Annotated in this window: 30 protein-coding genes; 14 read left to right on the top strand and 16 right to left on the bottom strand. The window is 70.6% G+C overall.

The window, feature by feature from the left end; all coding sequences use genetic code 11:
• Positions 1 to 21: 21 nt before the first annotated feature.
• The 16 genes from F6X38_RS20070 to F6X38_RS19995 all read right to left on the bottom strand — a co-directional run bounded on the left by F6X38_RS20070 (position 22) and on the right by F6X38_RS19995 (position 15,355).
• The gene (locus F6X38_RS20070) at positions 22 to 789 is read right to left on the bottom strand and encodes a hypothetical protein (protein WP_150972897.1); all 768 of its coding nucleotides are present in this window, start codon (positions 787 to 789) and stop codon (positions 22 to 24) included.
• On the bottom strand, positions 789 to 1,292 hold the full coding sequence (locus tag F6X38_RS20065) for a hypothetical protein (RefSeq protein ID WP_161992848.1): 504 nt from the start codon (positions 1,290 to 1,292) through the stop codon (positions 789 to 791). Before F6X38_RS20065 ends, F6X38_RS20070 begins: the two co-directional genes overlap by 1 nt.
• Positions 1,282 to 2,373 carry a MotA/TolQ/ExbB proton channel family protein gene (locus F6X38_RS20060; protein ID WP_150972894.1) on the bottom strand — a complete coding sequence of 364 codons (1,092 nt, stop codon included), beginning with the start codon at positions 2,371 to 2,373 and terminating at the stop codon, positions 1,282 to 1,284. Before F6X38_RS20060 ends, F6X38_RS20065 begins: the two co-directional genes overlap by 11 nt.
• Entirely contained in the window at positions 2,370 to 4,505 is a 2,136-nt protein-coding gene (gene sctV, locus F6X38_RS20055) for a type III secretion system export apparatus subunit SctV (protein WP_202618039.1), read from the bottom strand. The genes F6X38_RS20060 and sctV overlap by 4 nt, the downstream gene beginning before the upstream one ends.
• 238 nt (positions 4,506 to 4,743) lie before the next feature.
• Complete coding sequence (locus F6X38_RS20050) at positions 4,744 to 6,012, bottom strand: hypothetical protein (protein ID WP_150972892.1); 1,269 nt, start codon at positions 6,010 to 6,012, stop codon at positions 4,744 to 4,746.
• 80 nt (positions 6,013 to 6,092) lie between these two features.
• Positions 6,093 to 7,364 carry a hypothetical protein gene (locus tag F6X38_RS20045; RefSeq protein WP_150972890.1) on the bottom strand — a complete coding sequence of 424 codons (1,272 nt, stop codon included), beginning with the start codon at positions 7,362 to 7,364 and terminating at the stop codon, positions 6,093 to 6,095.
• The gene (locus F6X38_RS20040; protein WP_150972887.1) at positions 7,361 to 7,960 is read right to left on the bottom strand and encodes a hypothetical protein; all 600 of its coding nucleotides are present in this window, start codon (positions 7,958 to 7,960) and stop codon (positions 7,361 to 7,363) included. The genes F6X38_RS20045 and F6X38_RS20040 overlap by 4 nt, the downstream gene beginning before the upstream one ends.
• An 11-nt stretch (positions 7,961 to 7,971) precedes the next feature.
• On the bottom strand, positions 7,972 to 8,436 hold the full coding sequence (locus tag F6X38_RS20035) for a hypothetical protein (protein ID WP_150972885.1): 465 nt from the start codon (positions 8,434 to 8,436) through the stop codon (positions 7,972 to 7,974).
• A 153-nt stretch (positions 8,437 to 8,589) separates the two neighbouring features.
• Positions 8,590 to 9,075, bottom strand: a complete 486-nt coding sequence (locus tag F6X38_RS20030; protein WP_150972883.1) for a type III secretion system chaperone family protein — start codon at positions 9,073 to 9,075, stop codon at positions 8,590 to 8,592.
• 10 nt (positions 9,076 to 9,085) lie between these two features.
• Positions 9,086 to 10,015 carry a type III secretion system translocon subunit SctB gene (gene sctB, locus F6X38_RS20025; protein ID WP_150972881.1) on the bottom strand — a complete coding sequence of 310 codons (930 nt, stop codon included), beginning with the start codon at positions 10,013 to 10,015 and terminating at the stop codon, positions 9,086 to 9,088.
• Positions 10,016 to 10,049: 34 nt separating this feature from the next.
• Positions 10,050 to 11,315, bottom strand: a complete 1,266-nt coding sequence (sctE, locus tag F6X38_RS20020) for a type III secretion system translocon subunit SseC family protein (RefSeq protein WP_161992847.1) — start codon at positions 11,313 to 11,315, stop codon at positions 10,050 to 10,052.
• A 49-nt stretch (positions 11,316 to 11,364) separates the two neighbouring features.
• Complete coding sequence (locus tag F6X38_RS20015; protein ID WP_150972877.1) at positions 11,365 to 11,913, bottom strand: tetratricopeptide repeat protein; 549 nt, start codon at positions 11,911 to 11,913, stop codon at positions 11,365 to 11,367.
• 104 nt (positions 11,914 to 12,017) lie between these two features.
• Entirely contained in the window at positions 12,018 to 12,428 is a 411-nt protein-coding gene (locus F6X38_RS20010) for a hypothetical protein (RefSeq protein ID WP_150972875.1), read from the bottom strand.
• Positions 12,425 to 12,814 carry a type III secretion apparatus assembly protein SctX gene (sctX, locus tag F6X38_RS20005; protein ID WP_150972873.1) on the bottom strand — a complete coding sequence of 130 codons (390 nt, stop codon included), beginning with the start codon at positions 12,812 to 12,814 and terminating at the stop codon, positions 12,425 to 12,427. The genes F6X38_RS20010 and sctX overlap by 4 nt, the downstream gene beginning before the upstream one ends.
• Positions 12,815 to 12,842: 28 nt before the next feature.
• Positions 12,843 to 15,032 (bottom strand): hypothetical protein, encoded by a 2,190-nt coding sequence (locus tag F6X38_RS20000; protein ID WP_150972871.1) that lies wholly within the window; start codon positions 15,030 to 15,032, stop codon positions 12,843 to 12,845.
• A 14-nt stretch (positions 15,033 to 15,046) separates the two neighbouring features.
• Entirely contained in the window at positions 15,047 to 15,355 is a 309-nt protein-coding gene (locus tag F6X38_RS19995; protein ID WP_150972869.1) for a hypothetical protein, read from the bottom strand.
• A gap of 194 nt (positions 15,356 to 15,549) precedes the next feature.
• On the opposite strand from F6X38_RS19995, the gene F6X38_RS19990 reads away from it, so the two are divergent.
• The 14 genes from F6X38_RS19990 to sctU all read left to right on the top strand — a co-directional run bounded on the left by F6X38_RS19990 (position 15,550) and on the right by sctU (position 26,178).
• Positions 15,550 to 16,113: a hypothetical protein gene (locus F6X38_RS19990; protein WP_150972867.1), complete on the top strand. Its 564-nt coding sequence runs from the start codon at positions 15,550 to 15,552 to the stop codon at positions 16,111 to 16,113.
• 19 nt (positions 16,114 to 16,132) lie between these two features.
• Positions 16,133 to 16,492 (top strand): hypothetical protein, encoded by a 360-nt coding sequence (locus F6X38_RS19985; RefSeq protein WP_150972865.1) that lies wholly within the window; start codon positions 16,133 to 16,135, stop codon positions 16,490 to 16,492.
• A gap of 335 nt (positions 16,493 to 16,827) precedes the next feature.
• On the top strand, positions 16,828 to 17,316 hold the full coding sequence (locus F6X38_RS19980; protein ID WP_150972864.1) for an EscI/YscI/HrpB family type III secretion system inner rod protein: 489 nt from the start codon (positions 16,828 to 16,830) through the stop codon (positions 17,314 to 17,316).
• A 2-nt stretch (positions 17,317 to 17,318) separates the two neighbouring features.
• On the top strand, positions 17,319 to 18,143 hold the full coding sequence (gene sctJ, locus F6X38_RS19975; RefSeq protein ID WP_161992846.1) for a type III secretion system inner membrane ring lipoprotein SctJ: 825 nt from the start codon (positions 17,319 to 17,321) through the stop codon (positions 18,141 to 18,143).
• A 14-nt stretch (positions 18,144 to 18,157) separates the two neighbouring features.
• Positions 18,158 to 18,865, top strand: a complete 708-nt coding sequence (locus tag F6X38_RS19970; protein WP_150972860.1) for a hypothetical protein — start codon at positions 18,158 to 18,160, stop codon at positions 18,863 to 18,865.
• The gene (gene sctL, locus F6X38_RS19965; protein ID WP_150972858.1) at positions 18,844 to 19,479 is read left to right on the top strand and encodes a type III secretion system stator protein SctL; all 636 of its coding nucleotides are present in this window, start codon (positions 18,844 to 18,846) and stop codon (positions 19,477 to 19,479) included. The genes F6X38_RS19970 and sctL overlap by 22 nt, the downstream gene beginning before the upstream one ends.
• A complete protein-coding gene (gene sctN / locus F6X38_RS19960; protein WP_281353087.1) occupies positions 19,476 to 20,864 on the top strand; it encodes a type III secretion system ATPase SctN in 1,389 nt (462 codons plus the stop codon). The genes sctL and sctN overlap by 4 nt, the downstream gene beginning before the upstream one ends.
• The gene (sctO, locus tag F6X38_RS19955; protein ID WP_150972856.1) at positions 20,861 to 21,340 is read left to right on the top strand and encodes a type III secretion system stalk subunit SctO; all 480 of its coding nucleotides are present in this window, start codon (positions 20,861 to 20,863) and stop codon (positions 21,338 to 21,340) included. Before sctN ends, sctO begins: the two co-directional genes overlap by 4 nt.
• The gene (locus tag F6X38_RS19950) at positions 21,337 to 22,029 is read left to right on the top strand and encodes a hypothetical protein (protein WP_150972854.1); all 693 of its coding nucleotides are present in this window, start codon (positions 21,337 to 21,339) and stop codon (positions 22,027 to 22,029) included. The genes sctO and F6X38_RS19950 overlap by 4 nt, the downstream gene beginning before the upstream one ends.
• Positions 22,029 to 23,075, top strand: a complete 1,047-nt coding sequence (locus F6X38_RS19945) for a FliM/FliN family flagellar motor switch protein (protein ID WP_150972852.1) — start codon at positions 22,029 to 22,031, stop codon at positions 23,073 to 23,075. The genes F6X38_RS19950 and F6X38_RS19945 overlap by 1 nt, the downstream gene beginning before the upstream one ends.
• A gap of 18 nt (positions 23,076 to 23,093) precedes the next feature.
• Positions 23,094 to 23,735 (top strand): type III secretion system export apparatus subunit SctR, encoded by a 642-nt coding sequence (gene sctR, locus F6X38_RS19940; protein ID WP_150972850.1) that lies wholly within the window; start codon positions 23,094 to 23,096, stop codon positions 23,733 to 23,735.
• A 9-nt stretch (positions 23,736 to 23,744) separates the two neighbouring features.
• Entirely contained in the window at positions 23,745 to 24,011 is a 267-nt protein-coding gene (sctS, locus tag F6X38_RS19935) for a type III secretion system export apparatus subunit SctS (RefSeq protein ID WP_150972848.1), read from the top strand.
• On the top strand, positions 24,008 to 25,027 hold the full coding sequence (gene sctT / locus F6X38_RS19930; RefSeq protein ID WP_150972846.1) for a type III secretion system export apparatus subunit SctT: 1,020 nt from the start codon (positions 24,008 to 24,010) through the stop codon (positions 25,025 to 25,027). The genes sctS and sctT overlap by 4 nt, the downstream gene beginning before the upstream one ends.
• Positions 25,024 to 26,178 carry a type III secretion system export apparatus subunit SctU gene (gene sctU, locus F6X38_RS19925; protein ID WP_150972844.1) on the top strand — a complete coding sequence of 385 codons (1,155 nt, stop codon included), beginning with the start codon at positions 25,024 to 25,026 and terminating at the stop codon, positions 26,176 to 26,178. The genes sctT and sctU overlap by 4 nt, the downstream gene beginning before the upstream one ends.
• Positions 26,179 to 26,346: the final 168 nt, after the last annotated feature.

The following is a 26,346-nucleotide window of genomic DNA, read 5'->3' as shown; positions in this document are numbered from 1 at the left end:
TTCGGCGGTTCGGCGGGAAGCTTAAATCCGCCGATCCGGACTGGCGAGGGGGAGGGTGCCGATATTGGGCCCGCCCCGTGCCGAACGGCACCGGCGGCGCGGAAAGCGGCGCTCGATCAGGGCGAGGACCAGCAGGCCGGCGAGCGGCATGGCGATGTCGGACGCTGTCCTCGCGACACCGCGGATGCGGTCGGCGAGCGTGGCCGCCTCTCCGGCCGGCGCCGCCTGCGTCGTGGCCGCGGGCCTCGCCGACGGACCGCCGGGGCCGGCGTCGAGCAGCCGCGCGAGGGCGGCGACGAAAGCCGGCCTGTCGAGCCGCTGGGCGGCCAGTTGCAGGAAGGCCGGCGACCAGCCGCGGTCGGGCGCCGCCGGATCGCGCAGGGCGGCCGGGACGTCGATCTCGCGGAACGGCAGTCCACGCGCCCGCAGCCCCTCCGCGACCGCCGCGTAGCGGTCGTTCGCGAAGACGAAGAGGCCGACGTTTGCCGATAGCTGCGAAAGACCGTCGCGTTGCGCATCGAGCGTGGTGCCGTCCGGCAGCGCCGCGCGGTCGGCGAAGAGGTCGACGGAGGGCCGGGCGGGGTCCGTGCGGGCGTAGAGGAGATCGACCCGCTCGGCACCGGAAAGCGGCCGGCCTTCGACGAGGACGAGTTGCCGCTCGAGGTCGCGCCCCTCCGGCGCGGCAGCCGGTGCGAAGGGCGCGGCCGACAGCACGAGGAAGATCACGAAGCAGGCGGAAAAGACGTTCGCCGTCAGGTCCGCCACCACGGTGAACTCGAAGCGCCACATCAGCGCGGCAGGCCAGCGAGATCGGCCGCGCAGGACGCGGGCGACGCGGCCGGCTCGCGACGGAACGAGCAGGCGGCGTCGAGCCGCAGGCGGCGGATGGCGGCGACGCCGGCTTGCTGCAGCGCCGTCTCGGCGAGGAAGGCGCTCTCGGAACCGTCGGCCGCGATCGCGAGGAGGATCGGCTGGTCCCGCGCTTCGGCGAGGCGGCGCGCGAGCGCGGCGTCGGAGACGATCGCGTCGCGGCTGGTCCGCACCGCCGGACCCGCGCTGTCCTTGAGGACGAGGCCGGCGGTGTCCGCTAGGAGCAGCAGCGGCGTCCGGCCGCCGAGCTCGGCACGGCCGGCGGCGAGCTCGGTCAACGGCCCGCCGTCCGCCGTGCCCCCGAAGCGCAAGGAGGGCTGGAGCACGAAGAGGGCGAAGATGAACAGGGCGCCGAGCGCCAGGAAGAGGTCGGAAACGGGCAGGGCGAAGAAGCCGTCATCGCCTTCCGCCTCACGCCGCATCGCCGGCCGCCCCTGCCGATGCTGCGAGGCGGCGGCAGGCCGCTTCAAGTTCCGCTTCCCGCTTGTCGAGTAGCGCCAGCGCGAAGGCGCCGACGAGGCCGCCGAGAAGGCCGAGCAGCGTCGTCTCGAACTGGATCGCGAGGCCGGCGAGGCTGCCGCCGAGATCGACGCCCGGCGACGCGCCGCGGCTGCCGAGCGCGCCGACGGCGATCGACAGACCGATCACCGTGCCGAGGAAGCCGAGCAGCGGCAGGAACGACAGGAGGACGCGCAGGAACCGGCGCGAGGCGGCGTGCACCTCGTCGAGCGGCGTCGGCTCGCCGGCCGGCCGGTCGGGCGCCGCCAGCCAGGCGCGCACGCGCGACTGCGCCGGCAGACTGCTCCACGCGGTGCGGCCTTCGCGGCGCGCCTGCCCGAGCCAGCGCGCTTCGCGGATCAGCATCGCCGCGCCGTCGAGGAGGGCGGCAAGGAGCACGAAGAACAGGAGCACGATCGCGAGATGCACGGCGGTCGGGCCGGCCAGCGCCCGGAGCAGCACGCCCGCCGGACCACTCGCCGCCGTATCCAGGGGAAAGAAGCGGTAGAACAGCAACGCCAGCCCGGCTCCGAGGAAGAGCGCCGCGCCGAGGCTCTGCGCGCCGGGCGCCGCCGTGCCACCGCCGCCGCGCCCGTCGAAGGCGACTTCCAGCCGGACCTCGGCGCGCTCGGCGAGCAGCCGCGAGGCGAAGAGCAGCACCAGCACCTCGGGCCAGACCGCCCTGCCGCCGATCGCGTCGGCGGGCGTTCCCGCCGCCTCCAGCGCGGGAAAGAGCGGCCAGGCGAGCGCGGCGAAGCCGGCGAGGAGCGCGCCCGGGCCGAGAATGGATTCCCGGCCGGCGAGGAGCCCCAGCACGAGGAGCCCGAGCGCCAAGCAGGCCGCCGCGAGATAGGCGAACGGCGCGCCCGTGCGGGAGGCGAGCGCGTGGAGGACGAGCGCGCCCGCGAGGCAGCCGGCGAAGAGGCGCGCACGAAGGAGGACAGTGGAGCCGCCCTCCGCCGCTGCCGGCGACAGGAGGCTTCTCGCGCCCGGCAGCGCGGTCACTCGGCGGCGATCTGCATCGCGCCGGCCGCGAGCTTGATGCGCTCCAGCGGCTGGATGTTCGCGGAGGGGCTGAGCTCCTGGTAGGACAGGACGGAGAGCTGCGGGAAGTCGCGCTCGACGATCTTCCGGACGAAGCGGCGCACGTCCATCGGCGCGAGGATCACGGGCGAGATGGCGCGGGCTGCCGCGCCGGTGCCGACCACGGAGCGGATCGAGGCGATCAGTTCGCGATGGATGTCGGGCGAGAGCGCGAGGTAGGACGCGCCGCTGGTCTGCCGGATCGCGCCGCGCACGGCGTCCTCGACCTCCTTGGCGAGGAGGTAGGCGGGGATGGTGTTCTGCCCGCCGGAGAACTTGTGGGTGATGTAGCGCGACAGCGCCCCGCGCACGTATTCGGTGAGGACGATCGAGTCCTTCTCGCGCTGGCCCCAGGTGACGAGCGCTTCGAGCACGGTGCGCATGTCGCGGATCGAGATGTCCTCGCCGACGAGCCGCTGCAGCACGTCGGTGATCGTGGTGACGGGCAGGAGGCGCGTCACCTCGCGCGTCAGCTCGCCGAAGTTCTTCTGCATCTGGTTCATCAGGAACATGGTTTCCTGAACGCCGACGAACTCGGTCGCGTGCGACTTCAAGACGTGCGCCAGATGGTAGGTCAGCATGTTCGACAGCGTCATCACCTGCACGCCGGCCTTTTCCAGGATCGGCAGATGCTTCATCTGCACCCAGAGGCTCGGCGTGTTCGGCAGGAAGTCCTCGCCCCGCTCGAAGGGCACGTTGAACATGCGAAGGTTGGTCTCGGTCTCGCGGGCGATGAACCAGCCGGCCCGCGCCGCGCCGGCCGCGACCGGGATCTCGTTGACGAGGATGCGGTACTCGCCGTCCTTCAGGTTCTCGTTGAGCCGGAGGTTGATGCCGGGGAACGGCACGCCGAGGTCGAAATAGAGGGCGCGGCGGACGCGCGCCACCTCGCGGTCGAGCTTGTCCGGCCGGATCGAGGCGCGGACGGAGGCCGCGATGTCGACGATCAGCGGCACGGTGAGGGCGAAGTTGACCGCCTCCACCGGCATGCCGTCGTCGTCCTCCTTCGGGAAGGAGGGAGCCTTGCCGGGAGGAGCCAAAGCGGCGGCCAGCGCCGGCATCTCGCCCTCGCGGCCCTCTTTACCCGCGGCCTTGCGGGTCTTCGCGGCGAGGAAGCCGCCGCCGCCGACGATGATCGCGAGGGCCACGAAGACCAGCGTCGGAAAGCCCGGGATCACCGCGAAGATCGCGAGGATCGCAGCGGTGATCATCAGGGCTCGCGGCTCGTGCAGGAGCTGGCTGGCGATGTCGGAGCCGAGGTTGTCGTTCTCTTCCGAAGAGACGCGCGTCACGATGAAGCCGGCGGTGATCGAGATGAACAGCGCCGGGATCTGCTGCACGAGGCCGTCGCCGATGGTGAGGAGCGTGTAGGTCTGCGCCGCGACGCCGGCCTCCATGCCCTTCTGCAGCGTGCCGATGGTGATGCCGCCGATCATGTTGACGGCGATGATGATCAGGCCGGCGATGGCGTCGCCCTTCACGAACTTCATCGCGCCGTCCATGGCGCCGTAGAGCTGGGATTCCTTTTCCAGCTTGTTGCGCCGGCGCTTGGCCTCGTCGAGCTCGATCAGGCCGGCGCGCATGTCGGAATCGATCGACATCTGCTTGCCGGGCATCGAATCCAAGGAGAAGCGCGCCGAGACTTCCGCGACGCGCTCCGAGCCCTTGGTGATCACCATGAAGTTGACGATGGTGAGGATCAGGAAGATCACCACGCCGACGATCAGGTTGCCGCCGACGACGAACTTGCCGAAGGTCTCGACGATGTGGCCGGCATTGGCGTGAAGGAGGATCAGGCGCGTCGTCGAGATCGCCAGCGCCAGGCGGAACAGCGTCGTGATCAGCAGGATCGACGGGAAGGCCGAAAGCTGGACGACGTCCTTGAGGTAGAGCGCCACCATCAGGAGGATCGCCGACAGCGTCAGGTTGATGCCGATCAGCGTGTCCACCACCACGATCGGCAGCGGCAGGATCATCATGAAGATGATGCAGACGAGCAGGAACGCCAGGATCAGGTCGTTCCGCTTCGACATCGTCTGAAGGAAGCGCTGCATCGGAGCCCTCGCGCGACCCGAGCGCCGCCGGGTCGTCACCCGGTGCCGCGAGGCCCTGCCGTCGTCATTCCTGGATGCCGGTTCGCCGCGTCCTGCCCGCCCCGCCCCTCCGGACCGCGCGGCTTCGAAAGCGCCTCCCGCCGTTTCTTCCGTGCGGGCAGGAAGGCCATTCTGTCAAGGGTTTGACCGGCAACACCGGCGAACGTGGTTAGAGAAGGAAGCCCCGATTCCGCGACCGTCAGACCTCGAGCCGCATCCGGCTGCGGCCCGGCTGGACGGGGGGCGCCTGGACCACGAGCGGGTCGAGCGAGGCGAGGGTGCCGAGAAGGTCGGTCGCGGCGGCGAGCACCGCGGTCGCCGCGCGCTGCGCCGCCACCGCCGCGGCATCGTCTTCCGTCCCGGCGCGCCGTTCCGCCGCGGCGGGATCGGCGATGGCGGCGGAGCGGTCGCCTTCGGCAGCGGCCTCGAAGAGGTCGGACATGAGCTGGTCGATGTCGCGGCCCCGCTCCAGCCCGACCGTCGTTTCGGAGGCGAAGCTCGCGCTGGCGAAGGCCGCGACGCGCGTGCCGGCGATGGTGACGAGCGAGGCGAGCAGCCGGGCGAGCGAGAAGGCCGTGTTCGCGGCTGCGGTATATTCTGCGACCTTCGCCGTGAGCACGCCGCCGAGCTTGTCGAGGAGCTTCGTCGCGCCGGCCGCGTCGGTCGGACCGAGCCCGTCCGCATCCGACGCCATGCTCTGGCGGGTCGCTTCCGTCGCGGTGCGTCGGTCGGACTTCTCCAGCCGGCCGACCTCCGTGGCGAGGATCGCTCCGACCTCGCCGGCCGCCTGCCTCGCATAGGCGGCGAGGTCGGCCTTCGCGGCGGCGAGCGCCGCTTCCCGGCCCGGCAACTGCTTGCCGAGATCGGACTGCCGGTTCGTCAGCGTCGACAGGTTCTTCACGGCCTGAAGGTAGGCGGGGTCGGTCTCGTGGCCCTTCGTGCCTTCCAGCGCCGCGACCGCCTTCCGTGCCGCCTCGATCGGAGCGTCGAGCGAACGGATCTCGGCTTTCAGGCTTTCGACGCTCTTCTCCGCTTCCGCGACGCGCGCCTCCAGCGGCTGGCGCTCCGCGGCGATCTCCTCGCGTTTGTCCTTGGCGGTCGCGGCGGCCGCCGTTTCGACCTGCTCCAGCGCTCGCGCGGCGGCCGGATCGTAGGCCTGCATCGCGTTGACGATCTTCGCGAGGACGAGGCTCGCACGCGAGCCGGATGCCGCGTCGTTGGTCTTTTCCAAGGCGAGGCTCGCCTCGGCGAGCAGCACCGCGAGGTCACCCGGGGCCGAGACCGGCCGCAAGCCGGCGAGGCCGACGCCGGAGCTGCTTCCGGCGATCTGGTCGAGCAGCGCGGACAACCGGGCATCGGGCGCGGCGCTGGAGACACGGGTGACCGCCGCCGCGGTCTGCGGCTTCGCCGTCTCGTCCGGCGTCGAGGGAACGAAGGACGGACCGGAGATCGTGCCGATGGTGGACATCGCGGAGCCTTCGCTGAGTAGCCGGAAGCAGCTCTAACCCGTTCGGGCGAGGTGGATTGTGCCGAACAGGACGCTTCGTCTCAACGTAAGGACAGGCGCTCGCGCCGGCCGGCCTCGGCGCGAACGGGCGCGAGCCGCGCTTCCTCGGCCCGAACAAGTTCCTCGGTGACGGTCGCGGCGAAATCCTCGATCTCGGCGAGGACGAGGGCCAGCGCCGCCAGCAGCTTCGAGCGCTTGCGCTCCCGCTCCAGCAGGCGGAGGAGACGTTCCAGCAGGCCCGGCCCGTGCAGCAGCTTGCTGAGGAAGAGCACTAGGTCCCGCTCCGCCTCGGTCAGTTCCGGCCGGGCGGCGACGAAGGCCGCGACGCCCGCCGGGAGGTTCTCGATCGGCCGCGGCGGCGGCCAGCCGGGGATCATCGCGGCGTTCAGAATGAAGGAAGCGAGGACGCCGGCGCGTTCCGCCTGAGCGCCGGCGAGAAGCGCGGCATCCGGCGTTTCGCTAGCCAGCACCGATCCCGCGACGGCCCAGTCGAGCGACAGGAGTTCGAGGCCCGGCCGCGCGTCCGCGAGCCGCGCCGCCAGCCCGGCGACCTCGCCGATCGGTGCGGAGAGCAGGTCGCCCTCGACGGCGATCTCCGCCGATCCGTCGTTCCGCGTCCAGTCGAAACCGGCCGGCCGCGGCGAACCAAGGCCCTGCCGACGGGACGCTTCCGCCGCAGAAGCGACGACCGCTCCCGTCGAGGCGAAGTCCGGTCCCGCGCTCGCGCTTCCGCCCTCTACCGGAGGTTCGCCTTCGACGATGGAGGGGGTGAATGGGCTCGCCCCCGCCGAAGCGACGAGCTCGGCCGGCTTCCTCCGTTCGGCGATTGCGGAAGAAATGGGTTCTCGCGGCAGCGGCCCGGCTTCGCTCTCCGCGAGGTTCGCCGCCGCGTAACCGGATCCGATGGAGGCCGGCGCTGCGGGAAAGCGCGAAGCGTTTCGCTCCGGTCGGGCAAATGCCGGCTCGGGGGCCGAAGCTTCGTCCGATAGCGCCGCTTCGTCTTCGGTCCCCGAAGCGGACGCACTCCAGCCGGCTCGCATCGCGGCGAGCATCGCGCTCGCGGCTTCCGCCGCGGCGGGGCGGGGCGGGCGCAGTCCCGCGAGCCCCGGACCGGCCGCCGTGGGCGCGGCGTCGCGGGTGCCGTGCCTGTCGGCGATCGGCGGCTCGGACGCGTCGCCGGTCTCGGTCTCCGCCGCTTGCGCCCGCGGCGGGGCGGCGGTTTCGGCGGGCGGCGGATCGCCTGCGATGTTGCGGCCGATCAGGGCGAAGAGTTCACGCAGCTCGCCGGCGCTGCCGATGCCGCCGACGCTCATCCGCGCGAAGAGCTGCCGGCGCGGTGGGCGGCGAGCACCGCGGCGAGCCGCTCCGCTTCGGGTTTCAGCGTGGCGTCGCCGGCGGCGGCCGACAGGCGCTCGAAGCGGGCGAGCGCGTCGCGCGCCTCGGCCAGCCGGCCGCATCGGGCCAGGAGCTCGGCGAGGTGGAAGAGCGGCAGCGGCCAGTCCGGCTGTAGCCGGATCGCGGTCGCGAAGGCGAGTTCGGCGAGGTCCAGCCGCTCGGCGAGGCGCAGGCAGATGCCGAGGCCGATCCAGTAGTCGGCGACGGTGCCGTCCAGCGTGCAGAGCGCGCGGAACAGCGGTTCGGCCCGTTCCGGCCGTCCGGCCTCGAACCAGCGGTGCGCCCGCGCGTAGAGGATTTCGCTCAAGGCCGGCGGCAGGCCGAGCGCGGCGCCGAGCGGACGCCCTTCGTCCAGCGCCGCCGCCAGCCGCGCCCCGTCGAGGCCGCCGGCCGAAGCGCCTTCGCGCACGAGATCGGCGAGAACCGCCGCCTCGTCCGCGTCGAGCCCGAAGAGCGACCCGAGCACCGATCCGCCGGGAGAGGCAGCGGTGCCGGTGGAGGCGGCGTCGGGCATGGCCGGTCGCCTCAGGCGACCTGCGCGGCCGGCTGCGGCGCGGTGTCGAGAGCCGCCAGCAGGCGCCGGCACTCGTCGGCGAGCGGCGCGATGCCGGCCGCTTCCGACAGCGAGACGGCGCGCGACAGGTCCTCCCGCGCTTCGGCGGGAAGGTTCGCCTGCAGGCAGGACCGCCCGCTGATGAAGTAGCCGCGCGGGTCCTTCGGCTCGAGCGTGATCAGCACCGCGGCGGCCTGGATCGCGAGATAGGGCTGGTCCAGCTCGGCCGCGCAGTCGGCGAGCGCCAGCTGGTAGCTGAAGTTCGTCGGCTCGCAGAGCGCCATCGTCGCGAAGAGGCGCAGCGCTTCGATGCCTTCGCCCTTGCGGCGCAGGTTCGCCCCGACGGTCAGCCCCGCGTCGAGGTCGCCGGAGCGAAGGCCGAGGGCCGCGAGGAGTGCGCCCGGCTGCGTGAAGTCGAGAGAAGGGTTCTCGGGCATGGGTTGGGGTCCGTCATCGAAACTGAAAGGGAGATCGGTATCAGCACGGTGGCGCGAGGTTTCGCGCGGCGGACCCGGCCGCTCTAGGGCGGTCGCTTCCATTGGCAATGGCTTACACGCCGCATGCGCCGCTCTCAAGCGGCCCGAGCCGGCTCAGGGCCGGAATATCAACATATCGTCAATCCCCGGCGCAGCGGGCTTTGCGGGCCGCGGCGCGGCCTTGGCCGACGCGCCGGAGGCGAGGCTCGCCCCGTGCAGTTCGGCAAGGTGGACGACGTCCTCGATGCGCGTCGCGAGCCGGTCGAGATCGCCGCTCCGGCAGGGATGGCTCGCCTGGACGAGCACCATGTCCTGGCCGCCCGGAAAGGCGCGCAGATACGTGCCGGCCTCGCTGTCGAGAAGGAGGCCCGCCGCGGTCCGCAGCACCTCGGCGACCGCGCCGGCGCGCGCCGGCCCGTCCGGCGGCAGCGGCCCGGCCTGCGCCTCGATCAGCATCCGCCCGTTGCCGCCGTCGGTGAGGTTGACGCCCACCGCCTCGATCCGGAGGCGCACGATGCCGGTGCCGTCGAAGCGCGGCTCGCCGAGGCCGAGCCGCTCGAACAGGCGGCGCACCGCTGCCGTGAAATCGCCCTCGCGCATCGCCGGCCGCTCAGCCGCGGGTGACGGCGCGCATCTGCTCGACCTCGATGTCGCGCATCTCCTTCACGAAGTTGACGATGGCCGCCATCATGTCCTTCATGTTCTGCTGGATTTCCTTCGCCATGTCGCCCTGCTGCGCGGCGGCGGTGGCGTCGGCGGCCCGGAGCTGGGCGTCCGCCTCGTCCTGCTTGGCCTGCGCTTCGGTCATCTGGTGGGCGGACGAGCCGATGCTCTGGCTCATCTCGCCGGTGGTCTTGAAGATGCTGCCGATCGTCGCCGCGCGCGAGCCCTGCTGCTCGGCGATCTTGAAGTCCTGTTCGAGCGCCGTCGCGCTCACCTCGACCTTCGTCGCCTTCAGCGAGCCGGCCGTCTTGCCGAGGTCGCCCGCGGATTCGGCCGGCGCCTTCAGGGCGTTGTTGGCGGACTGCATGCCGCCGATGGCCTTCGCCTGGCCCATCGCCGACTTCACGGAGCCGGCGACGCTGAGGAAACCGGACACCGCCGACAGCACCACCGCGGTGATCGCGCCGGCCATCATCTTGTCGGCGGCCTCGCGCATCTCCGCCGCCTGGCCGACGAGTTCGGTCTTCTGCTGCTCGTAGGCGGCGGTGCGGCTGTCGAGCGCGCTCTGGCGCTGCTGCTCGTTCATCTTCATCATCACCTCGCCGACGAGGCGCGACAGGTCGCCGGTCGAGAAGGTGCCGAGCTTGGCGAACGCGTCCTCCAGCCGCTTCTGCGCATCCGCGCCGGGGATCTCGCCACCGGAACCGGTGATCGAATAGGACTGGGTGCGGCCGGAAGCGGACGGAACGCCGCCGCCGAGACCGAGCGCGCCGGCGCCCGTCGCCTGCTCGCTCCTGTCGGTCTTGCCGATGCCTTCGAGGCCGAGCGCGGTGCCGAGGTTCGAGACGATCCGGCCGCCGGGAATGGATGTGGTCATGGGTGTCTGTCCTCTGGAACGGGGAGGGCGCGGCTCAGGCGCGGAACTTCATCGCGGCGGTGGTGGCGCCGCGGTCGTTGATCGCCTCGACCATGTTGTCGAGGATGTCGTTGAAGCGCTGCGAGGCCGCCATCAGGCGCTGCAGCGCCTGGTCGATCATGTCGTCGAGCTGCGCGAGCGTGCCCTCCATCTCCTTCGCCTCGGCATGCAGCTTCTTGCCCTGGCTCGTCGCCTCCGCCGCCTGGTAGCGCAGGCCGGCGCTCGCGCCCTCAACCGCGGCGGTGCCGACCTGGTTCACGTCGGAGCCGACCTGGACGACGGTCCTGGCGATGGTGAGGCCGCGGCTGACGGTCTTGGCGCCCTCGCTGCCGATGTCGCTCACCAGCTTGGCGACCGCGTAGCCGGCCTTGATCGAGTCCTTCAGGCCCTTGGCGAGCTCGACCGTCTTCTCCGCTAGCGAAGCGGCGCTGGAGGCGACCTTCTGCCCGGTCTGGATGCTCGCCTGGACGCCGGCCTGCACGCCGGAGCGGATGGCGTTGGCGGCGCTGGCGACGCCGGCGCCGACCGAGGCGACGACCGCGACCACGGTGAGGGCGATGGTGAAGCCCATGTCGGCCTTCTGCACCTGCTTCTGGATGTCCTCGTCGCTGGCATTGCCGGCCTTCATCCCGGCATAGACCGCCGCGCCCATCAGGCCGAAGCCGGCGCCGCCGTTGAGCCCGGCGTCCTTGGTCGCGACCTGCACCGTCTCGTTCACCGCCATCATGATGGTCGCGACGGCGGCGACGATCAGCATCGCGCCGACCACCGCGCCGACGCCTGTCGCGATCATGATCGCGGCCGTCGCGACGGCGAGCGCCGCGCCGATCCACTGGAAGGCGAGCTTGATCTTGTCGAGGATGCTGTCGGAGTGCTTCTTCTTCTCGGCCTCCTCCATCTTCTCGTGCGCTTCCTTCAGCTTGGTGTGCTTGTCGTCGAGCGCGTTCTTCTTGGTCTGCTGGTCGAGCTTGATCTTGCCTTCCTGGCTCGTCGACTCGGTGTCCTTCATCTTCTCGGCGATCTGGATGATCAGCACCTCGGTGTCGACCTTGCCGCCCCCGGTGGTCATCATGCTCGCGATGGAGGAATTGATCGACATCGTGACGGCCGAGGACGGCGCCGCCGCCTTCGCGGAGGGCAGAGCGCCGGCCGCGCCAGCGAGGCCGGTGCCGACGCCTTTCTCCATAGCCTCGCCGAGCTTGCCCTGGAGGAGCGCCTGCAGGTTGACGCCCGCGGTGTTGCCGATCGTGGTATTGGACATGGGAATGAGCTCCGGGCCGCGTGGCCGAAAGGAAAGGGTGAAAAGAGCGTCAGGCGGCCAGGAGGCCGAGCATCTGTTCGGCATGCTCGGCGTTGCCGGGCCGCCCCTTGCCCTCGCGGGCGAAGTCGAGCGCCGTCCGGAAGGCGGCGGTGGCCTCGTTCCGCTCGCCCGCGGTCATCAGGCATTCGCCGAGGCGCAGGTACCCTTCCGGGTTCGTCGCGTCGAGCGCGAGGAAGCGGGTGTAGAAGAACACGGCGCGTTCGAGGTCGCCTTCCATCTGGAACGTCGTGCCGAGAAGGTAGGAGCCGCGCTCGTCGGTCGGTTCGAGCTGGGCGAGCTTCGTCAGGACGTCGCGCGCCTTGGCGGTGTCGCCGGCCTGGATGAACAGGCAGGCCTGGTTCACCAGCGCGTCGAGCTCGTCCTTGGTGATGCCGAAGATGTCCGCCAGCGACAGGCCTTCGCCCATCAGCTCGACGATGCTCTTCTGGCGCTCGTCGAGTTCGGCATGCTCGAAAGCCCCGTCGACGAGCTGGGCGGCGAAGGCGTGCGCGTCCTGGAGAGTCTCGCGGTCGGTGAAGCGGCTGTTGAGGATCGACATCGCGGCTCGAAGCTCCCTGGCTGGTAAAGCGACCTTAGGAGCGCGGCGGCGGCGGCGTTGTGTCGTAGATGACAGGAGGTTCGCGCCGGGCCGGTTCGGCGCGTCTACTCGGCTTCCTCGCCCGTCTCGCCATGCCGGAGATACGCTTCCAGCGCGTCCTTGGCGCGCGGCTCGTCGCCGAGCTCGAACAGGCAGCGGGTGCGAAGATAGCGGCGCATGCGCTGGCGCTCGGTGAGGCGATAGGAGCCGAAGCGCTCCAGCGGGTCGATCCGGTCGAGTTCGTCGAGGCGGGCGAGCGTGTCGCGCCAGCGGCCGGCGAGGAAGGCGAGCACCGCCTCGGCGGTCGCGACCTCCGCGCTCCCGTCGCCGAGCCGGCGGAGCGCGTCGGCGACCGCGGCGGCGCGCTCGGGATAGCCGTGCCGGACCTGCACGAAGATCCAGAGCAGCAGGAAGTCGCGGCCGCGCCGCGAAAGGCCGGCCGGCTCCGCCGCGCCGGGGAGGAGCGCCGCGGTCATCCGCGCAGGAGAAGAGCGAGCGCGGCGCGCACCTCCTCGTCCAGGCCCATGTCCTCGGCGAGAAGGTCGCCGGCGGCGGCGAAGGCGCGCCGGTCCTCGGACGATCGCCCGCTCCCCGCGCGCGACAGCTCGCGGAACAGCGCCGCCGCCGCCTCGCGGGTGCGGGAAAGGACAGCCGGTTCGAGGAGGTCGGGGTCGAGCCCCTGCGGCAGGAGGAGGTCCGGCAGGCGCTCGTCGAGCGACGGGCGGTTCAGGATGGAGTCCAGCGCGCGGTATTCCGGCAGGAAGGCTGGCGCGAGGCGGCCCTCCGCTGGCAGGTGGACCTCGTCCTCCACCTGCAAGCGGCTGACCGATTCGACGCCGATATCGAGGCCTTTGATGCGCATCGCGCGCTTCCCTCGTCAGTTCGCGGCGTCAGGTCGCATGGGCGATGTTCTGCACCATGTCGCCGAGCTTCTGCAGCGCGCTGTTGGCGAGATCGTAGTAGCGGTTGCGCTGCCGGTCCTCGGAATTGATGTTGTTCATCTGCAACTGGCTGCTCTGGTTGACGATCGTTACCATCTCGGAAAGCTGCGTGCCGTACTGGCCCCACTGGCCGGAATCCTTGGTGGTCAGCTTCCAGCCTGCCGTCTTGTCGTCGTTATTGATGGGTTGCGTCAGATCGATGGTCTGGCGAGTGAAGCCGCGCAGCTTCTCCAGCGGGTGCGGCTGCTGGCCCGAGCGGCTGTTGAACATCGCGATGATCTGGAGGTTCCGCCGGGCTTCCGCCCGGGTCGCGGGATCCGAGCTCTGCGCCTCGACGGTCTTCTCCTTGAAGTAGTTCTCGCCGAGATCGCCGACCGTCTTGACGCTCTTATCCTCTTTGCCGAAGCGCGTCAGCACCTGGTTCACCAGCCGTTGCATCTCGGAGATCGTCTGGAGATAGGCGTTCTGCTGCTTCACCTCCTCGGTGTCGGCGACGACCTTGGCCTCGCCTTCGAGGTTGTACTGGTTCTGGAAGTAGTAGATCAGGCCCGGCACGTCGAGCTTCTTGCCGTTCAAGGTGCCGTCGCCGTTGGCCATGGTGTTGCGGGTCGCCGCCATGTCCCGGATGCGCTGTTCCTGCACCAGGAACGTCTTGTAGCCGTTGTTGATCGTCTGGTTGTCGTCGAGGCTGATGACGTTCCTCGGCACGCTCACCGGCTTGTTGGCGGCGTCCTTGTCGTTCGACGTGTAGACGGGGATCCAGGCGCTGTAGTTCGCGCCGGCGCTGCTGCGGGCGTTCGCCGGGTCGTAGCTGCCCGGCCGGACGTCCCAAAAGGCGACGAGTCGCTCGAAGCGGTCGCGCAGATCCTTGACCTCTTTCTGGATGTCGGCGTCCGAGAAGACGCTCATCCCGTTCAGCTTCCCGCGCAGGATCTCGAGCTGGTCGATGAAGGCGCTCTTGGCTTCCGCCGGCAGGGACTTGCCGACCGTCTTGCCGTTCACGACCTCGGTGTTGTAGGTGCCGGTCTTCTTGTTGATGACGTCTTCCAGAAGCGTGATCAGCCCGTTCGGACTGCCCACATAGACGTCGCGGTCGACCGACAGGCCGATCTCCTTCGCGCGGGCCTTGAAGGCGTCGGTGTTCGAGATGCGCGACTGGTCGCTGGCCGGCATCGTCGCGAAGTCGTTCTTGGTGATCTGCTCCACGGTATAGACGCGCGGATAGGCGGCGAACTGGCGCAGAAGTCCGGGGTCGACGGCACCGTCCTTCGGCCGGGTGGCGGAAACCACGAGCGTCGCCACCGCCGTGCCGGTCTTGGGGATCTGCACGACGCCGGCCGACAGGCTTTCGCCGTTCTTCACCTGCAGGTTCATCCATTCGGCCTGGTAGGCCGGATGCCAGGTATTGAACTCGGCGAGGAACGCCGCGACCTTGGCGATCGCCGTGTCGCGCTCCGTCCTGTTGCTTCCGTCGGCTTTGAGATCGGGGATGGCGGCGAAGCTCGACGGCTTCGTTCCGAAGCCGGGCGGGCGCTCGTTCTCGGGCAGCTTGACGTCGATGCCGTCGATCGTCGGGAACAGGTTCTCCGCGTTCGCCGCGTTGTAGGCCGCCCCGCCGGTGGCGGACGAGCCGGTCTGGTTGAAGTAGGGGATCAGCGCTTCCTGCTCGCCGGCCGTCTTCTGCAGCCCGTCCTGCCCGTCCTTCTGCCGGATGGAAACGAACTGGACCTGGCGCTGGTCCCACACGTACTTGATCAGTGCCTTGCCGGAGGCGTCGTAGAGCTGCTGCCCCTGGGCGTTCTTCGAGTATTCCGCTCGCTGGAACTTCTCCGTCCTTTCTTCGACGGTCGCGACGAAATCGCCGAAGGCCAGCGTGTCGCCCTTCTGCGGCGGCTTGCGGCCGAGCCGTTCCCCCACCCAGTCGACCTGCTCCTGCCGCGACGCCTTGACGAAGACATCGATCGTCATGGCGGCGGTGCCGAGACTCGACAGGTCCTGCGCGGCCCCGTAGGCGCCGGCGTTGACGGTGGCGCTCTGGCCCCAGCCGTTGCCGTTCTCGGTGTGGAAGATGCTCGTCGTCGGCGTCGCCGCCGGGATCAGCGGCGGCACGGGCGGCACGACCGGCGGGATGTTGGCCATCGCGGGTCCTCCCTCTAGAGCTTCAGAAACGTGCGCGCCCGGCGCGTCGGCTGGCGATCGGCGGGCGCAGGCGGCGCTTTCGCGGCCCGGCCGGAGGAAAGCTCGCCGACCCGCACTTCCAGCGCCTCGACAAGCGCGTGGAACGCTTCGATCTCAGCACCTTCCGGCGTCGCCATCCGCGCCATGATCCCGGCACAGACCGGGTCGTCGCGCACGGCCGGCACGGCGGCGAGGCGTTCCAGCGTGGTGCGGATCCCGTCCAGGACGGCTGAAGCGTCCCGGGGCCCGCCGCTGCTGTCCTGCCTGCTCCCGTCCGCCTGCACCGCTTCGCGTCCCCCGACCGGCGGCGACCAAAGCCCATTCCGCCGCGTCGCGATGTGACATACGAAACAAATCCTGTCGAATGCCGCTGCCGGAAACGTTGCGATACTGTTAAGAGCCGGTCGGAAAATCCGGGCCGACCGCGCGAGCCCTACGGACGGGCCCGAGCGGAAATGCGGCGGAAGCGGGAGAACGGGTGAGCGGACGGACGCTGGAGCGATACGGGGCGCTTTTCGCCGGCCTGCCGACGGTCGCCGCCGCGTCGCTGCTCGACCCGCCGGCGGGAGGCGGTGCCGCGTCCGGCCTGGCGGTTTCGCCGGAAGCGCTGGCGGCGGCGCGGCGCACCGTGCGCGAAGCAACCGGAGCGCCCGCTGCTTCTGCTGCCGATGACGGCGACTACGCGGCGGCTCGCGCGCTGGACGAGGCGGGCCGTACCGGCGAGGCCGCGGCGCTTCTCGACGCGCTCGTCGGCGACAGTGCGTCGCGGAAGGTCGACGGCTGCCTTGGCCTCGCGGTGCTGGCCCTGCGCGCCGGGAGGCTGAATGAAGCGGAGGTGCTCGCCGGCCGCTGCGTCGAACTCGGCGCGCGCCATCCGCGCGCCTGCTCGATCCTCGGGCTGGCGGCGCTGGAGCGGGGCGACGAGACGGCGGCGCAGAGCTATCTCGCGGCGGCCGCGCGGATCGCGCGCGGCGAGCCGGACTTCTCGGACGACCTCAGGGGTGCCCAGCGGGTGCTTCTGATGATGCGCATCCTGACGTGACGCGAAGGGGAGGGAACGGATGATCGGGACGGAGGACGTGCGCGCCCTGGTGGATCTCGGCTTCATCGCCCTGTCGGCCGGGCTGAACCGGCACGCGCGGAAGATTTTCGAGGGCGTCGAGGCGGCGCGACCGGAGGGCGAGGCCGGGCCGCTCGGGCTCGCGCTGGCCGACATGGCGGAAGGCGATCTCGACGCGGCGGTGGCGCGGCTCAGAGCCCTGCCGCCGAGCGATGCGGCGCTGACCTATCTCGGCCTCGCCCGGGCTCGGCAGGGGGACCGCGACGAAGCGGCGCGGGCGCTGCGGCGCGTGGCGGCCGGAGACGTCGACGGACCGTTCGCGGCGCTCGCCGCGGCGGCGATCGAGGAGTTCCGCCTTTAGCGAGGTCGGTAGCCCGAAGCCCGACGGCGCAGGCTGTTGCGCCTTTACCATCACCCGGCTTCTTGGCGACTGCCCTCTTTCCAGAAGACCTGTGAGCGATTAAGGACTTGGAAAGGAATTGCAGGAGCCTCCCGGAGGGAAGAGGATCGCGGCCACCGTCCGTTCACGGCGGTGCGGCATCGACCGCTTCTTGGAGTCCAGCGATCTCCCGTTCGAGACTTTCATCTGCCGGGACGGCCAGCGGCCGCCGACGAACCTGTCGGCGCAACGCTTCGGATGTCGCGGTTCGTTCGATCCCCTTCGGCTGCGGCTAGGGGACTGCGCCGGAGGATAGAATGGTCGCGCCCGTTTTTGGTTCCGCCGCCGCAGCCGCGCCGCTCGTCACGCCTTCGGCCCCGGCTGCGCCCGTCGCGCAGCCTGAGCGCGTCGCGGGATTCGAATCCGCTCTTGCCCGTCATGCCGAAGCCGCGCAGACGGGCGGTGCCGAGCGGGTGGCGGAGGCCGGGCGGACGGCGGAGCTTTCGCCGGTGGATCGCGCCCGGATCGGCCTCGATCTCGGGCCGGCCGCACCAGTAGCGCCTGCGGTGCCGCCCGTCGCGGGCGAGGGCGGCGACATGATCCTGAACGGCCTGTCGAAGCTCCGCACCATGTTCGACGCGCGGGAAGCCCATGTGGGCGATCTGATGAAGCGCGGCAGCGTCGATGCCACGTCGATGATGGAGATGCAGGTCGAGATGGTGAACTTCACCCTTCTCGTCGACGTCTCGTCCAAGCTCACCGGCAAGACCACGGCGGTGTTCGACACGCTGATGAAGGGGCAGTGACCGTGCCCGCCGTGCCGGCCCTGCGCCGCGCGCTCGGCGGCCTCGCGATCGCGGCGGCGCTGCTGCTCGCAGGCTGCAAGTCCGACCTTTACACCAACCTCACCGAGTTCGAGGCCAACCAGATGCTGGCCGTCCTGATGGCCAACGGGCTGTCGGCCGAGAAGGAGGGTGTCGGCGAGGCCTTTACGTTGTCGGTCGAGAAGGACGACATGCAGCGCGCCATCGAACTCCTGAACGAGAAGGGCTTTCCCCGCAACACGCGGGAATCGATGGGCAAGGTCTTCCAGAAGTCGGGCATCATCTCCTCGCCCTTCGAGGAGCGCGTCCGCTACATCTACGCCCTCGGCGAGGAGGTGGCGCAGACCATCTCGCAGATCGACGGAGTGGTCACGGCGCGCGTCCATATCGTCCTGCCGGAGGAGCCGCAGCTCGGCCAGCCGGTGCGCCCGTCCTCCGCCGCCGTGTTCATCAAGCACGAGCCGAACGTCGATCTCGAATTCCTTGTGCCGCAGATCCGCCGGCTGGTGTCGAGCTCGATCGAGGGACTCGACTACGCCTCCGTCACCGTGGTGCTGACCGAGGCGATGCCGAGCAAGGTGCCGACCGCCGCCGGCGCGGCCTCCGACATGGTGGAAGTGCTGCCGGGACTATCCGTCGCGCGCGGCGACGTCGGGCGGTTCTGGAACATCGCCTATGCGGCGGCCGGCATCGTCGCGGTGCTGGTGATGGCGCTCGCCGGCACCGTCGCGATGGCCGTGACGCGCGGGCGCAAGCGCGCCAAGGCGCGGACCGCCGAGCCCGGCACCGCCCTCATGGAACCCTCCTGACGGATCGCTGCAGCATGGTGGGGCAGGGGGAGAACGGCGTGCGGCTGGACGGGCAGGGCTTCGCGCTTGCGGCGCGCCTCGCGGCTGCCTGCCTGTCGCGCGACGGTCTGTCCGCCACCGCCGGCCGGGGCACGCTTGCCGCCGGCGAAGTCGCCGCGCTCGCCGCCCATCCGGCCTTCCGCCGGCCGCTCGGCGCACTGCTGGCGCGGGAGCGCAACTGGCCGGGCCTGTCCGCCGGACGCATGGCGGTGCTCTTCGCCGCGCCCGAAGGCCGCATGGCGGCGCTCGTCGCCAGCGAACCGCGCGCCGTCGTGGAAGGCGCGGGCCGTCTCCTCGCCGCCGCCGTCCTGCACAAGCGCGTCCTGCAGGTCGTCCTCCGGGCCGATCGCGAGCGCCTGCGCGCCGTGCTCGGGGCGGAAGCGTTCGGCATCGCGACGCAGGAAGCGCCGACCCTCCATGCCGGCCTCGCCGCGCTGGAGCGCGATCCCGTCGTCTGGCGCGTCGTGTCTGGCGACGACACCGCCCACGCCGCGCGCCGCCTCGCCGATTTCGGTCTGGAACTCCTCGCCCGCTTCGCCGCCGGCGTCGACGCGGCACTGGGCCACCTCGCGTGCTCCCGCTTCGCCGTCGAGGGTGACTGCGTCCTGGACGAGGCCGAGCGCGCGGCCGTTCTGAAGCTCCTGCGCCGGAGAGTGCCGTCATGGCCGGCTATTATCGGCTGAACGATCTCGGCTTCCGGCTCGGTTCCGGCGCGCACGTCCTGAAGCGCGGAAGCTTCGAGCCGGTGGAAGCCGGCGAGGCGCTCGTCGTCGCCGCCGAAGCACGCGCGAGCGAGATCGTCGCCTCGGCGGAGACCGCGTTCGAGGCGGAGAAGCGCCGCGGCTACGACGAAGGCTTCGCCGCCGCGCGGCTGGAGGCGGTGGAACGCCTTCTCGGCGAGAGCGAGACGCTGGATCGGACTTTGGCCGGGCTGGAGGGCGCGCTGTCCGACATCGTGGTCGCAGCGGTGCGCCGGCTCATCGACGACTTCGACGACCGCGCCAAGGCCGAAACGCTGGTGCGCACGGCGCTCCGCCAGATGCGGCGCGAGAAGAAGGCCGAGCTTCGCGTCTCACCGCCGCAGTTCGCCACGCTGAAGGAGGCCGTCGACGCGATCGTCGCGGACTTTCCCGAGATCAAGCTCGTCGACGTCGTCGAGGACGAGACGCTGACGCCGCCGCAGATCGTGGTGGAAACCGCGGTCGGCCGGGTCGAGGGCGACATGGGCCGCGGACTTGCCGATCTCGAACGGGCGCTGCGCGCCGCGGCGACTATCGTGCCCGAGGCGGCGCAGTGACGGCTGCCGCGCCTCCCGGCCCCGACGCGCGCGAGCTTGCCGACGAGCGTCGCCAGCGTATCGGCACCGCGCTCGGCGGCTTCGCCGGCCGGCTCGCCACCGAGGTTGAGCGCTTCACCGCCTTCGGCGTCACCGGCCGGGTGCGGAAAGTCGTCGGAACGATCATCCACGCCGCCGTTCCCGAGATCCAGATCGGCGAGATCGTCGAGCTGCACAATCGCCAGTCCGGCGTCCGGCTCTTCGCCGAATGCGTCGGCTTTCTCGACGAGGAGGCGCTGCTCTCCCCGATCGGCGACACGCAAGGCGTTTCGCCGCGCACCGAAGTGCGCCGCACCGGCCGCGTCCAGGCGGTGGGGGTCGGGCCGGGGCTGAAGGGCCGCGTCCTCGACGGGCTCGGCAATTTCGTCGACGGCAAGGACGAACCCTTCGCGCCGGCCGCCTACTACCCGGTCTATCAGGACCCGCCGGACCCGATGAAGCGGCGGGTGATCGACAGCCCGCTGCCGCTCGGCGTTCGCGCCATCGACGGCATCCTCACCTGCGGCGAGGGGCAGCGCATGGGCATCTTCGCCGCGGCCGGCGGCGGCAAGTCGACGCTCCTCTCCATGCTGGTGAAGGGCGCCGAGGTCGACGTCACCGTGCTGGCGCTCATCGGCGAGCGCGGCCGCGAGGTGCGCGAGTTCATCGAGCACGACCTCGGGCCGGAGGGTCTGGCGAAATCGATCATCGTCGTCGCGACCTCCGACCGCTCCTCGATGGAGCGCGCCAAGGCCGCCTTCACCGCCACCGCCATCGCCGAATATTTCCGCGACCAGGGGCAGAAGGTGCTGTTCCTGATGGACTCGGTGACGCGCTTCGCCCGGGCGCAGCGCGAGATCGGCCTTGCCGCCGGCGAGCCGCCGACGCGGCGCGGCTTCCCGCCCTCCGTCTTCGCCAACCTGCCGCGGCTGATGGAGCGCGTCGGCATGAACGACAAGGGCTCGATCACCGCGCTCTACACCGTGCTCGTCGAGGGCGACGACATGAACGAGCCGGTGGCCGACGAGACGCGTTCGATCCTCGACGGCCACATCATCCTGTCGAGGAAGCTCGCTTCCGCCAACCACTTCCCGGCGATCGACGTCCTCGCCTCGAAAAGCCGCGTGATGAACGCGGTGACGACCCGCGAGCACCGTGCCATGGCGGCGAAGGTCAACGGTTGGCTCGCCGCCTATGCCGATGTCGAGCTTCTGGTGAAGGTCGGCGAGTACAAGAAGGGTTCGGACGCCGATTCCGACCTCGCCATCGCGAAATACAAGCCGATCAACGCCTTCCTGCAGCAGCGGACCGACGAGTTCGACGCCTTCGGGACGGTGATCGACAAGCTGGCGGCGGTAACGCGATGATCGGGCAGATGCAGACGCTGCTGCGCGTCAAGCACCTGAAGCAGGAGCAGTCCTTCCGCGAATTGCAGAAGAAGCGGCAGGCGAACGAAGCGGCGATGGCCGAGACGCGCGCCGCCGAGGCCGAGGTCGCCGCCAGCCTCGCGACGCTCGCCTCCCGCGAGGACGCGATCTTCGGCGCGCTCCTCGGCCGCACCGTCAAGCTCGATGACCTCGAGGACGCGAAGGGCCGCGCCCTCGATCTTCTCAAGACACACGGCATCCTCGAGGACGAGCGCGACCGCGCCCGGCACGTCGAGGCCCGCACCAGGACGGAACTCGACGCCGCCGGCGAGCGCTACCGCGCCGCGACCAAGGTGCGCGACAAGTACGGCATCCTCACCGACGACCTCGTGCGCGTGCGCGACGAGGAGGTGGCCTATCGCGAGGAGGCCGAGGTCGAGGAAATGTTCGCCAAACCCGGCCGGAGGCCCGAATGACGCGGATCGACGCCCACGGTCCCGGGACCGCGTCCCCGCAGACCGATGCCGCCGGGCGGCGCGACGGCCGGCTCGACGCCGCCCTGTCGCGGGCGCGGACGGGCGGGCGCGAAACGCATGCCGACCTCGGCACCGAGGCCGGGCTCGGCGACGCCGCCCGCCGCGAGGCCGCCTTCGGCGAACGCATGCGCCACGCGCTTGGGGGAGACGGCGCGCCGGACGAGAAGGAGCGCGAAGCGGCCGGCGAAGCGCGGCTCCTCGCCGTCGCCGAGCGGGCGGCCTCGCCCTTCGCCGCCATGGCCGCGCCGGTCGCCGTCTCGCCGGAGGCCGCACCGAAGGTCGGGGCTTTGATCGAGCGCGTCGAAGCGGCGCTGGCGACCCTGCCGCGCGAAGGGAGCGGCGCCGGCGCGACGCTGCGGATCGACCTTTCCGGCATTCCCGGCCTGAACCTCGCCGGCCTGACGGTCGCGATCGCTCCGGACGGCCTCGACGTCGTGCTTACCGTGCCGCCGACGGCCACGCTCGACGCCGGCCTGCGGGAGGCGGCGGGCGCGCTTGCCGAGCGGCTGCAGGGGCGCTTCCGCAGCCGGGTCGTCCGGGTGTTCGAGGCGGCCGGCGCGCCCGCTGCCTCGGAAGCAGAGGACGCGCTCGGCGAGATCGGCGCGCTGCTGGCAGGCAGGCGCGCGTGATGCTCTACGAGCCGCAGCTCTTCATCGAGAACGGCGAGGGCACGGCGGCGCGCCTCCAGCTCTGGAACGCCTTCGCGAGCCTCGCCGGCGAGCCGCTGCCGCTGACGACGGGGACGTTCACGGTTTCCTTCGCGACCGCCCCTGATACCGCGACGCTGGGTTGCCGGGTAAGCGTGGCGGAGCCGGCCGGCGAGGTCTTCGCGGTGCTCGAGCGCTTTCCCTTCGCCGAGATCGCCCCGGTGGAACTCAGCCCCGGCGACCTCGCGGCGCTGCCGCCGGACTTCGCCGAGGCGCTGCTCGAAGGCGTCCTCGCCCTCGTCGCCAGCCTGGTTCCGCCCGGCAGCGACCTGGGCGATGCCCGCGTCGCCGGCCTCGCGCGCGCCGGCGCCGTCCCGGCCGGCTCCGAATGGCTGCGCCTGACGATCGAGAGCGCGAGCCGCGAGCCGATCGCGGCGCTCGTCGGCCTCTCGCGGCAATGGCTGCTCGACTATCTGGCGCGCCATACGCTCCCGGCGTCCCGCCGGGCCGGGCCGCTCGCCGAGCGCGTCCTCCTGCCTGCCGACATCACGCTCGGCTCGATCGCGCTGACGCGAGCGGAACTCGCGGCGCTGGAGCCGGGCGACGTCACGGTGCTGCCGGAGCGGGCCGCCGGTTCACTGACGGTCCGCGTCGGCGAGACCGCCTTCGAGTTCTCGCCGGTCGAGGGCGGCTACGCCTCGTCCGGCCCCCGTCCTATCGACCGGCCGCGCCCGGTCCGCTTCCGACCGGAGACCGCTGCCATGTCCGACACGCCAGAGGCCGAGGCGCCCGCGAGGAGCCTCGACGAGATCGCAGTGGCGGTCGACTTCGATCTCGGCCGGGTCGACGTGCCGTTCGCGACCATCGCGAGCTGGACGCCGGGAACCGTGGTGGCGCTCGGCGCGCCCGCGACCGAACCCGGCGTCGCGGTGACGATCCGCGTCAACGGCGAGGCGGTCGGGGCGGGCGATCTGGTAAGGCTCGACGACCGCGTCGGCGTGCGCATCACGCGCCTCCTGCCGCTCTGAGCGCGAAGGTCCCGCGCCTTGGTCGATCCGCTCAATCTCATCCTGCTCGTCGCCGGCGCCGCGCTGTTCCCGTTCATCGCGGTGGTGGCGACGAGCTTCATCAAGCTCTCGGTGGTGTTCCTGCTCGTCCGCAACGCCATCGGCGTCCAGAACATCCCGCCGAACATGGCGCTGAACGCGCTCGCCATCATCCTGTCCGGCTACATCATGGCGCCGGTCGTGGTAGAGACCTACAACGCCCTCTCGACGCAGAGCTTCGACCTCAACACGATCGGCGGCGTGAAGGCGGCCTACGAGGCCGGCAAGGGGCCGCTCACCGACTTCCTCACCCGCCACGCGGCGATGCGCGAGAAGATGTTCTTCCTCGAAGCCGCCCGCACCCTCTGGCCGGCCGACATGGCGGCGCAGCTTTCGCAGGATTCGATCGCCGTGGTGCTGCCGGCCTTCACCGTCAGCCAGCTCCGCGAGGCCTTCGAGATCGGCTTCCTCCTCTACCTGCCGTTCATCGCGATCGATCTTATCGTCTCGAACATTCTCCTCGCCATGGGCATGATGATGGTGAGCCCCCTGACGATCTCGCTGCCGTTCAAGCTCTTCCTGTTCGTCATGATCGACGGCTGGTCGCGGCTGATCCTCGGCCTCGTGAAGACCTACGTGTAGGGCCTAGCCATGTCGCCGTCCGACGCCCTGCAGCAGATCCAGGAAGCCATGCTTCTCGTGATGGTGCTGTCGCTCCCGCCGATCATCGTCGCGTCCGTCGTCGGCATCCTCGTCAGCCTCCTGCAGGCGCTGACGCAGGTGCAGGAGCAGACCGTCTCCTTCGCGATCAAGCTCATCGCCGTCGCGATCACCATCGCCGCGATGGCGGGCCTCCTCGGGTCGGAGATGGTGAACTTCACCACCAAGCTCTTCGACACCTTCCCGAGCATGACATGAGCGAGATCGCGGCCGTCGCGAAGCTTTATTTCGGCTTCTTCGACCGCGAGATCATCGCGCTTCTCCTGACGCTGCCGCGCATCTACGCCTTCCTGCAGGTCAGCCAGCTCCTCGCCGACACCGCCGTGCCGCGCCTGCCGAAGACGGCGGCGATCCTGTCGCTCTCGCTGATCGCGGTGCCGATCAACATGGCGCATGTCGACGCCTTCGACCGCAGCGTCGTGTCCTTCGCCTTCTACGGCTTCAAGGAATACGCGATCGGCTTCGTGCTCGGCTACATCGTCGGCTGGATCTTCTGGGCGGTGCAGTCGGCCGGCGCCTTCATCGACAACCAGCGGGGCGCGGCGATCGCCGCCTCGATCGACCCCTTGCAGGGCCACGAGACCTCGCCGCTCGGTATCCTGTTCAGCCAGGCCTTCCTCACCTACGTCTACGTGACCGGCGCGATGCTGCCCATCCTCGGCCTCCTCTACCAGTCCTTCGAGCTCTGGCCGGCGACGCGCGGCCTGCCGATCCTGTCGCCGGAGTTCCCGAAGCTCGCGCTCGCGGTCGCCGACAACGCGCTGCGCGTCATGCTGATCGTCGCGGCGCCGATCGCGGCGGTGATGTTTCTCGCCGAGTTCGCGCTGGCGATCGTCAGCCGCTTCGCGCCGCAGGTGCAGGTCTTCATCCTCGCCATGCCGATCAAGAGCGGCCTCGCGATCTTCATGCTGATCTTCTACTTCTCGCGGCTCCTGCCCTATGCGACCGACCAACTCGCGACCTTCCGCCCGGCGATCGACCAGTTCTACGCGGTGATGCAGTTCTCCGCCCCGCCGCCGGGCACGGCCGCACCGCCGGCGATCCAGCCGGCTCCCGCGCCCGGCGCGCCGCCGCCGGCCGTCCCCGATGCGCCGGCGGCCCCGAGCCTCCGGCCGGTGCCGCTGCCGCCGGTTCCGGAACGCGCCGCGCCGGTGGTGGTCCCGCATCCCGCGCTGCCGGCGCCGGACCACGAGGGCAGGGGAGAGGCGCGATGAGCGAAGGCGGCGAGAAGACCGAACTCCCGACCCCGAAGAAGCAGCGCGACGCCCGCGAGAAGGGACAGGTCGCCCGCTCCACCGAGGCCGTCACGACGATCTCGCTGATCGCGATCGTCTCCTATGTCTGGCTCGCCTGGGGCAGGATCACCGCGGTCTGCGTCGGCCTGTTCGACCGGATGGCGACCCTCGCGACGCAGCCCTTCGACACGGCCGGGCCGCAGGGCGTCGTCCACGCCTTCCGCGAGGCGGCGCTGGTGCTCCTGCCGGTGCTGGCCGTCGCGATCGTCGCTGGGGTCGCCGCGAACTACGTCCAGATCGGCTCCTTGTTCTCGCTCCAGAGCGTCGCGCCGAGCCTCGAGAAGATCTCGCCGGCCGCCGGCTTCAAGCGCATCTTCTCCCTGAAGCAGTTGGTCGAACTGCTGAAATCGGTCCTGAAGATCGTGTTCCTCTCGGCGCTCCTGTTCTTCGTCGTGCGCGACGCGATCGGCCCCTACGTCAACTCGCTCGACTGCGGCCTGCCGTGCCAGGCGGCGGTGACGACCTCGATTCTCCTGAAGACGCTGTCGCTTTCGGCCGGGGCGTTCATCGTCGTCGCGCTCGCCGACTTCGCCTGGCAGAAGCACAGCCACACCAAGAGCCTGATGATGACGAAGGACGAGGTGAAGCGCGAATACAAGGAAAGCGAGGGCGATCCGCACATCAAGGGCAAGCGCAAGCAACTCGCCCACGAGCTGGCGATGGGCGACGGGGGCACCGCCGCCCGCAAGGGCTCCGCCGTCGTGGTGAACCCGACGCACTTCGCCGTGGTGATCGACTACCGGCCCGGCGAGACGCCGCTGCCGGTCGTCACCGCCAAGGGGCGGAACGCCTACGCGCACCATATCCGCACGGAAGCCGAGAAGGCCGGCGTGCCGGTGTTCCGCAACGTCGCGCTCGCCCGCGCCCTCTTCGCCGATGCCGAACTCTACGAGCCGATCCCGGACGAGCTGTTCGACGCGGTGGCCGAGGTGCTGGCCTGGGTCGCGCGCCACAGCGACCGGCTCTATGCCGGGCCGCTTCCCCACGGCGTCGTCGACATGGACGGCGGCGACCATCGCGAGCCGGCGGCGCAGCGACCCGGATCGCCCGGACGTTCCCTGCCGAACTGACGGCGCAAGTAAGCTTTCGCCCCGTTGGTGTGGAACATTTTGCCGTCACCGGAAAAGGTTCCACACATCTGAACGGCGACGTTAGGTTCGGGCAAAGTTGACGGCCGATTAAACCTCATGGCGCCCGGCATTCCTGATGCTGCCGCGCCGCCGGACCGCAAGGCGACC

This window comes from Plantimonas leprariae (assembly GCF_008802405.1).
In the GTDB taxonomy this organism is placed as follows: domain Bacteria; phylum Pseudomonadota; class Alphaproteobacteria; order Rhizobiales; family Rhizobiaceae; genus Plantimonas; species Plantimonas leprariae.
Note: the sequence above shows the minus strand (reverse complement) of the source record. Positions and strands in the feature narration are given on the sequence as shown.

What these genes read in the sequence shown, in the direction of transcription:
- F6X38_RS20070 (WP_150972897.1), bottom strand. Translation starts at nt 789, where the DNA reads ATGTGGCGCTTCGAGTTCACCGTGGTGGCGGACCTGACGGCGAACGTC.
- F6X38_RS20065 (WP_161992848.1), bottom strand. Translation starts at nt 1,292, where the DNA reads ATGCGGCGTGAGGCGGAAGGCGATGACGGCTTCTTCGCCCTGCCCGTT.
- sctV (WP_202618039.1), bottom strand. Translation starts at nt 4,505, where the DNA reads ATGCAGCGCTTCCTTCAGACGATGTCGAAGCGGAACGACCTGATCCTG.
- F6X38_RS20050 (WP_150972892.1), bottom strand. Translation starts at nt 6,012, where the DNA reads ATGTCCACCATCGGCACGATCTCCGGTCCGTCCTTCGTTCCCTCGACG.
- F6X38_RS20045 (WP_150972890.1), bottom strand. Translation starts at nt 7,364, where the DNA reads ATGAGCGTCGGCGGCATCGGCAGCGCCGGCGAGCTGCGTGAACTCTTC.
- F6X38_RS20040 (WP_150972887.1), bottom strand. Translation starts at nt 7,960, where the DNA reads ATGCCCGACGCCGCCTCCACCGGCACCGCTGCCTCTCCCGGCGGATCG.
- F6X38_RS20035 (WP_150972885.1), bottom strand. Translation starts at nt 8,436, where the DNA reads ATGCCCGAGAACCCTTCTCTCGACTTCACGCAGCCGGGCGCACTCCTC.
- F6X38_RS20030 (WP_150972883.1), bottom strand. Translation starts at nt 9,075, where the DNA reads ATGCGCGAGGGCGATTTCACGGCAGCGGTGCGCCGCCTGTTCGAGCGG.
- sctB (WP_150972881.1), bottom strand. Translation starts at nt 10,015, where the DNA reads ATGACCACATCCATTCCCGGCGGCCGGATCGTCTCGAACCTCGGCACC.
- sctE (WP_161992847.1), bottom strand. Translation starts at nt 11,315, where the DNA reads ATGTCCAATACCACGATCGGCAACACCGCGGGCGTCAACCTGCAGGCG.
- F6X38_RS20015 (WP_150972877.1), bottom strand. Translation starts at nt 11,913, where the DNA reads ATGTCGATCCTCAACAGCCGCTTCACCGACCGCGAGACTCTCCAGGAC.
- F6X38_RS20010 (WP_150972875.1), bottom strand. Translation starts at nt 12,428, where the DNA reads ATGACCGCGGCGCTCCTCCCCGGCGCGGCGGAGCCGGCCGGCCTTTCG.
- sctX (WP_150972873.1), bottom strand. Translation starts at nt 12,814, where the DNA reads ATGCGCATCAAAGGCCTCGATATCGGCGTCGAATCGGTCAGCCGCTTG.
- F6X38_RS20000 (WP_150972871.1), bottom strand. Translation starts at nt 15,032, where the DNA reads ATGGCCAACATCCCGCCGGTCGTGCCGCCCGTGCCGCCGCTGATCCCG.
- F6X38_RS19985 (WP_150972865.1), top strand. Translation starts at nt 16,133, where the DNA reads ATGATCGGGACGGAGGACGTGCGCGCCCTGGTGGATCTCGGCTTCATC.
- F6X38_RS19980 (WP_150972864.1), top strand. Translation starts at nt 16,828, where the DNA reads ATGGTCGCGCCCGTTTTTGGTTCCGCCGCCGCAGCCGCGCCGCTCGTC.
- F6X38_RS19970 (WP_150972860.1), top strand. Translation starts at nt 18,158, where the DNA reads ATGGTGGGGCAGGGGGAGAACGGCGTGCGGCTGGACGGGCAGGGCTTC.
- sctL (WP_150972858.1), top strand. Translation starts at nt 18,844, where the DNA reads ATGGCCGGCTATTATCGGCTGAACGATCTCGGCTTCCGGCTCGGTTCC.
- sctO (WP_150972856.1), top strand. Translation starts at nt 20,861, where the DNA reads ATGATCGGGCAGATGCAGACGCTGCTGCGCGTCAAGCACCTGAAGCAG.
- F6X38_RS19950 (WP_150972854.1), top strand. Translation starts at nt 21,337, where the DNA reads ATGACGCGGATCGACGCCCACGGTCCCGGGACCGCGTCCCCGCAGACC.
- F6X38_RS19945 (WP_150972852.1), top strand. Translation starts at nt 22,029, where the DNA reads ATGCTCTACGAGCCGCAGCTCTTCATCGAGAACGGCGAGGGCACGGCG.
- sctS (WP_150972848.1), top strand. Translation starts at nt 23,745, where the DNA reads ATGTCGCCGTCCGACGCCCTGCAGCAGATCCAGGAAGCCATGCTTCTC.
- sctT (WP_150972846.1), top strand. Translation starts at nt 24,008, where the DNA reads ATGAGCGAGATCGCGGCCGTCGCGAAGCTTTATTTCGGCTTCTTCGAC.
- sctU (WP_150972844.1), top strand. Translation starts at nt 25,024, where the DNA reads ATGAGCGAAGGCGGCGAGAAGACCGAACTCCCGACCCCGAAGAAGCAG.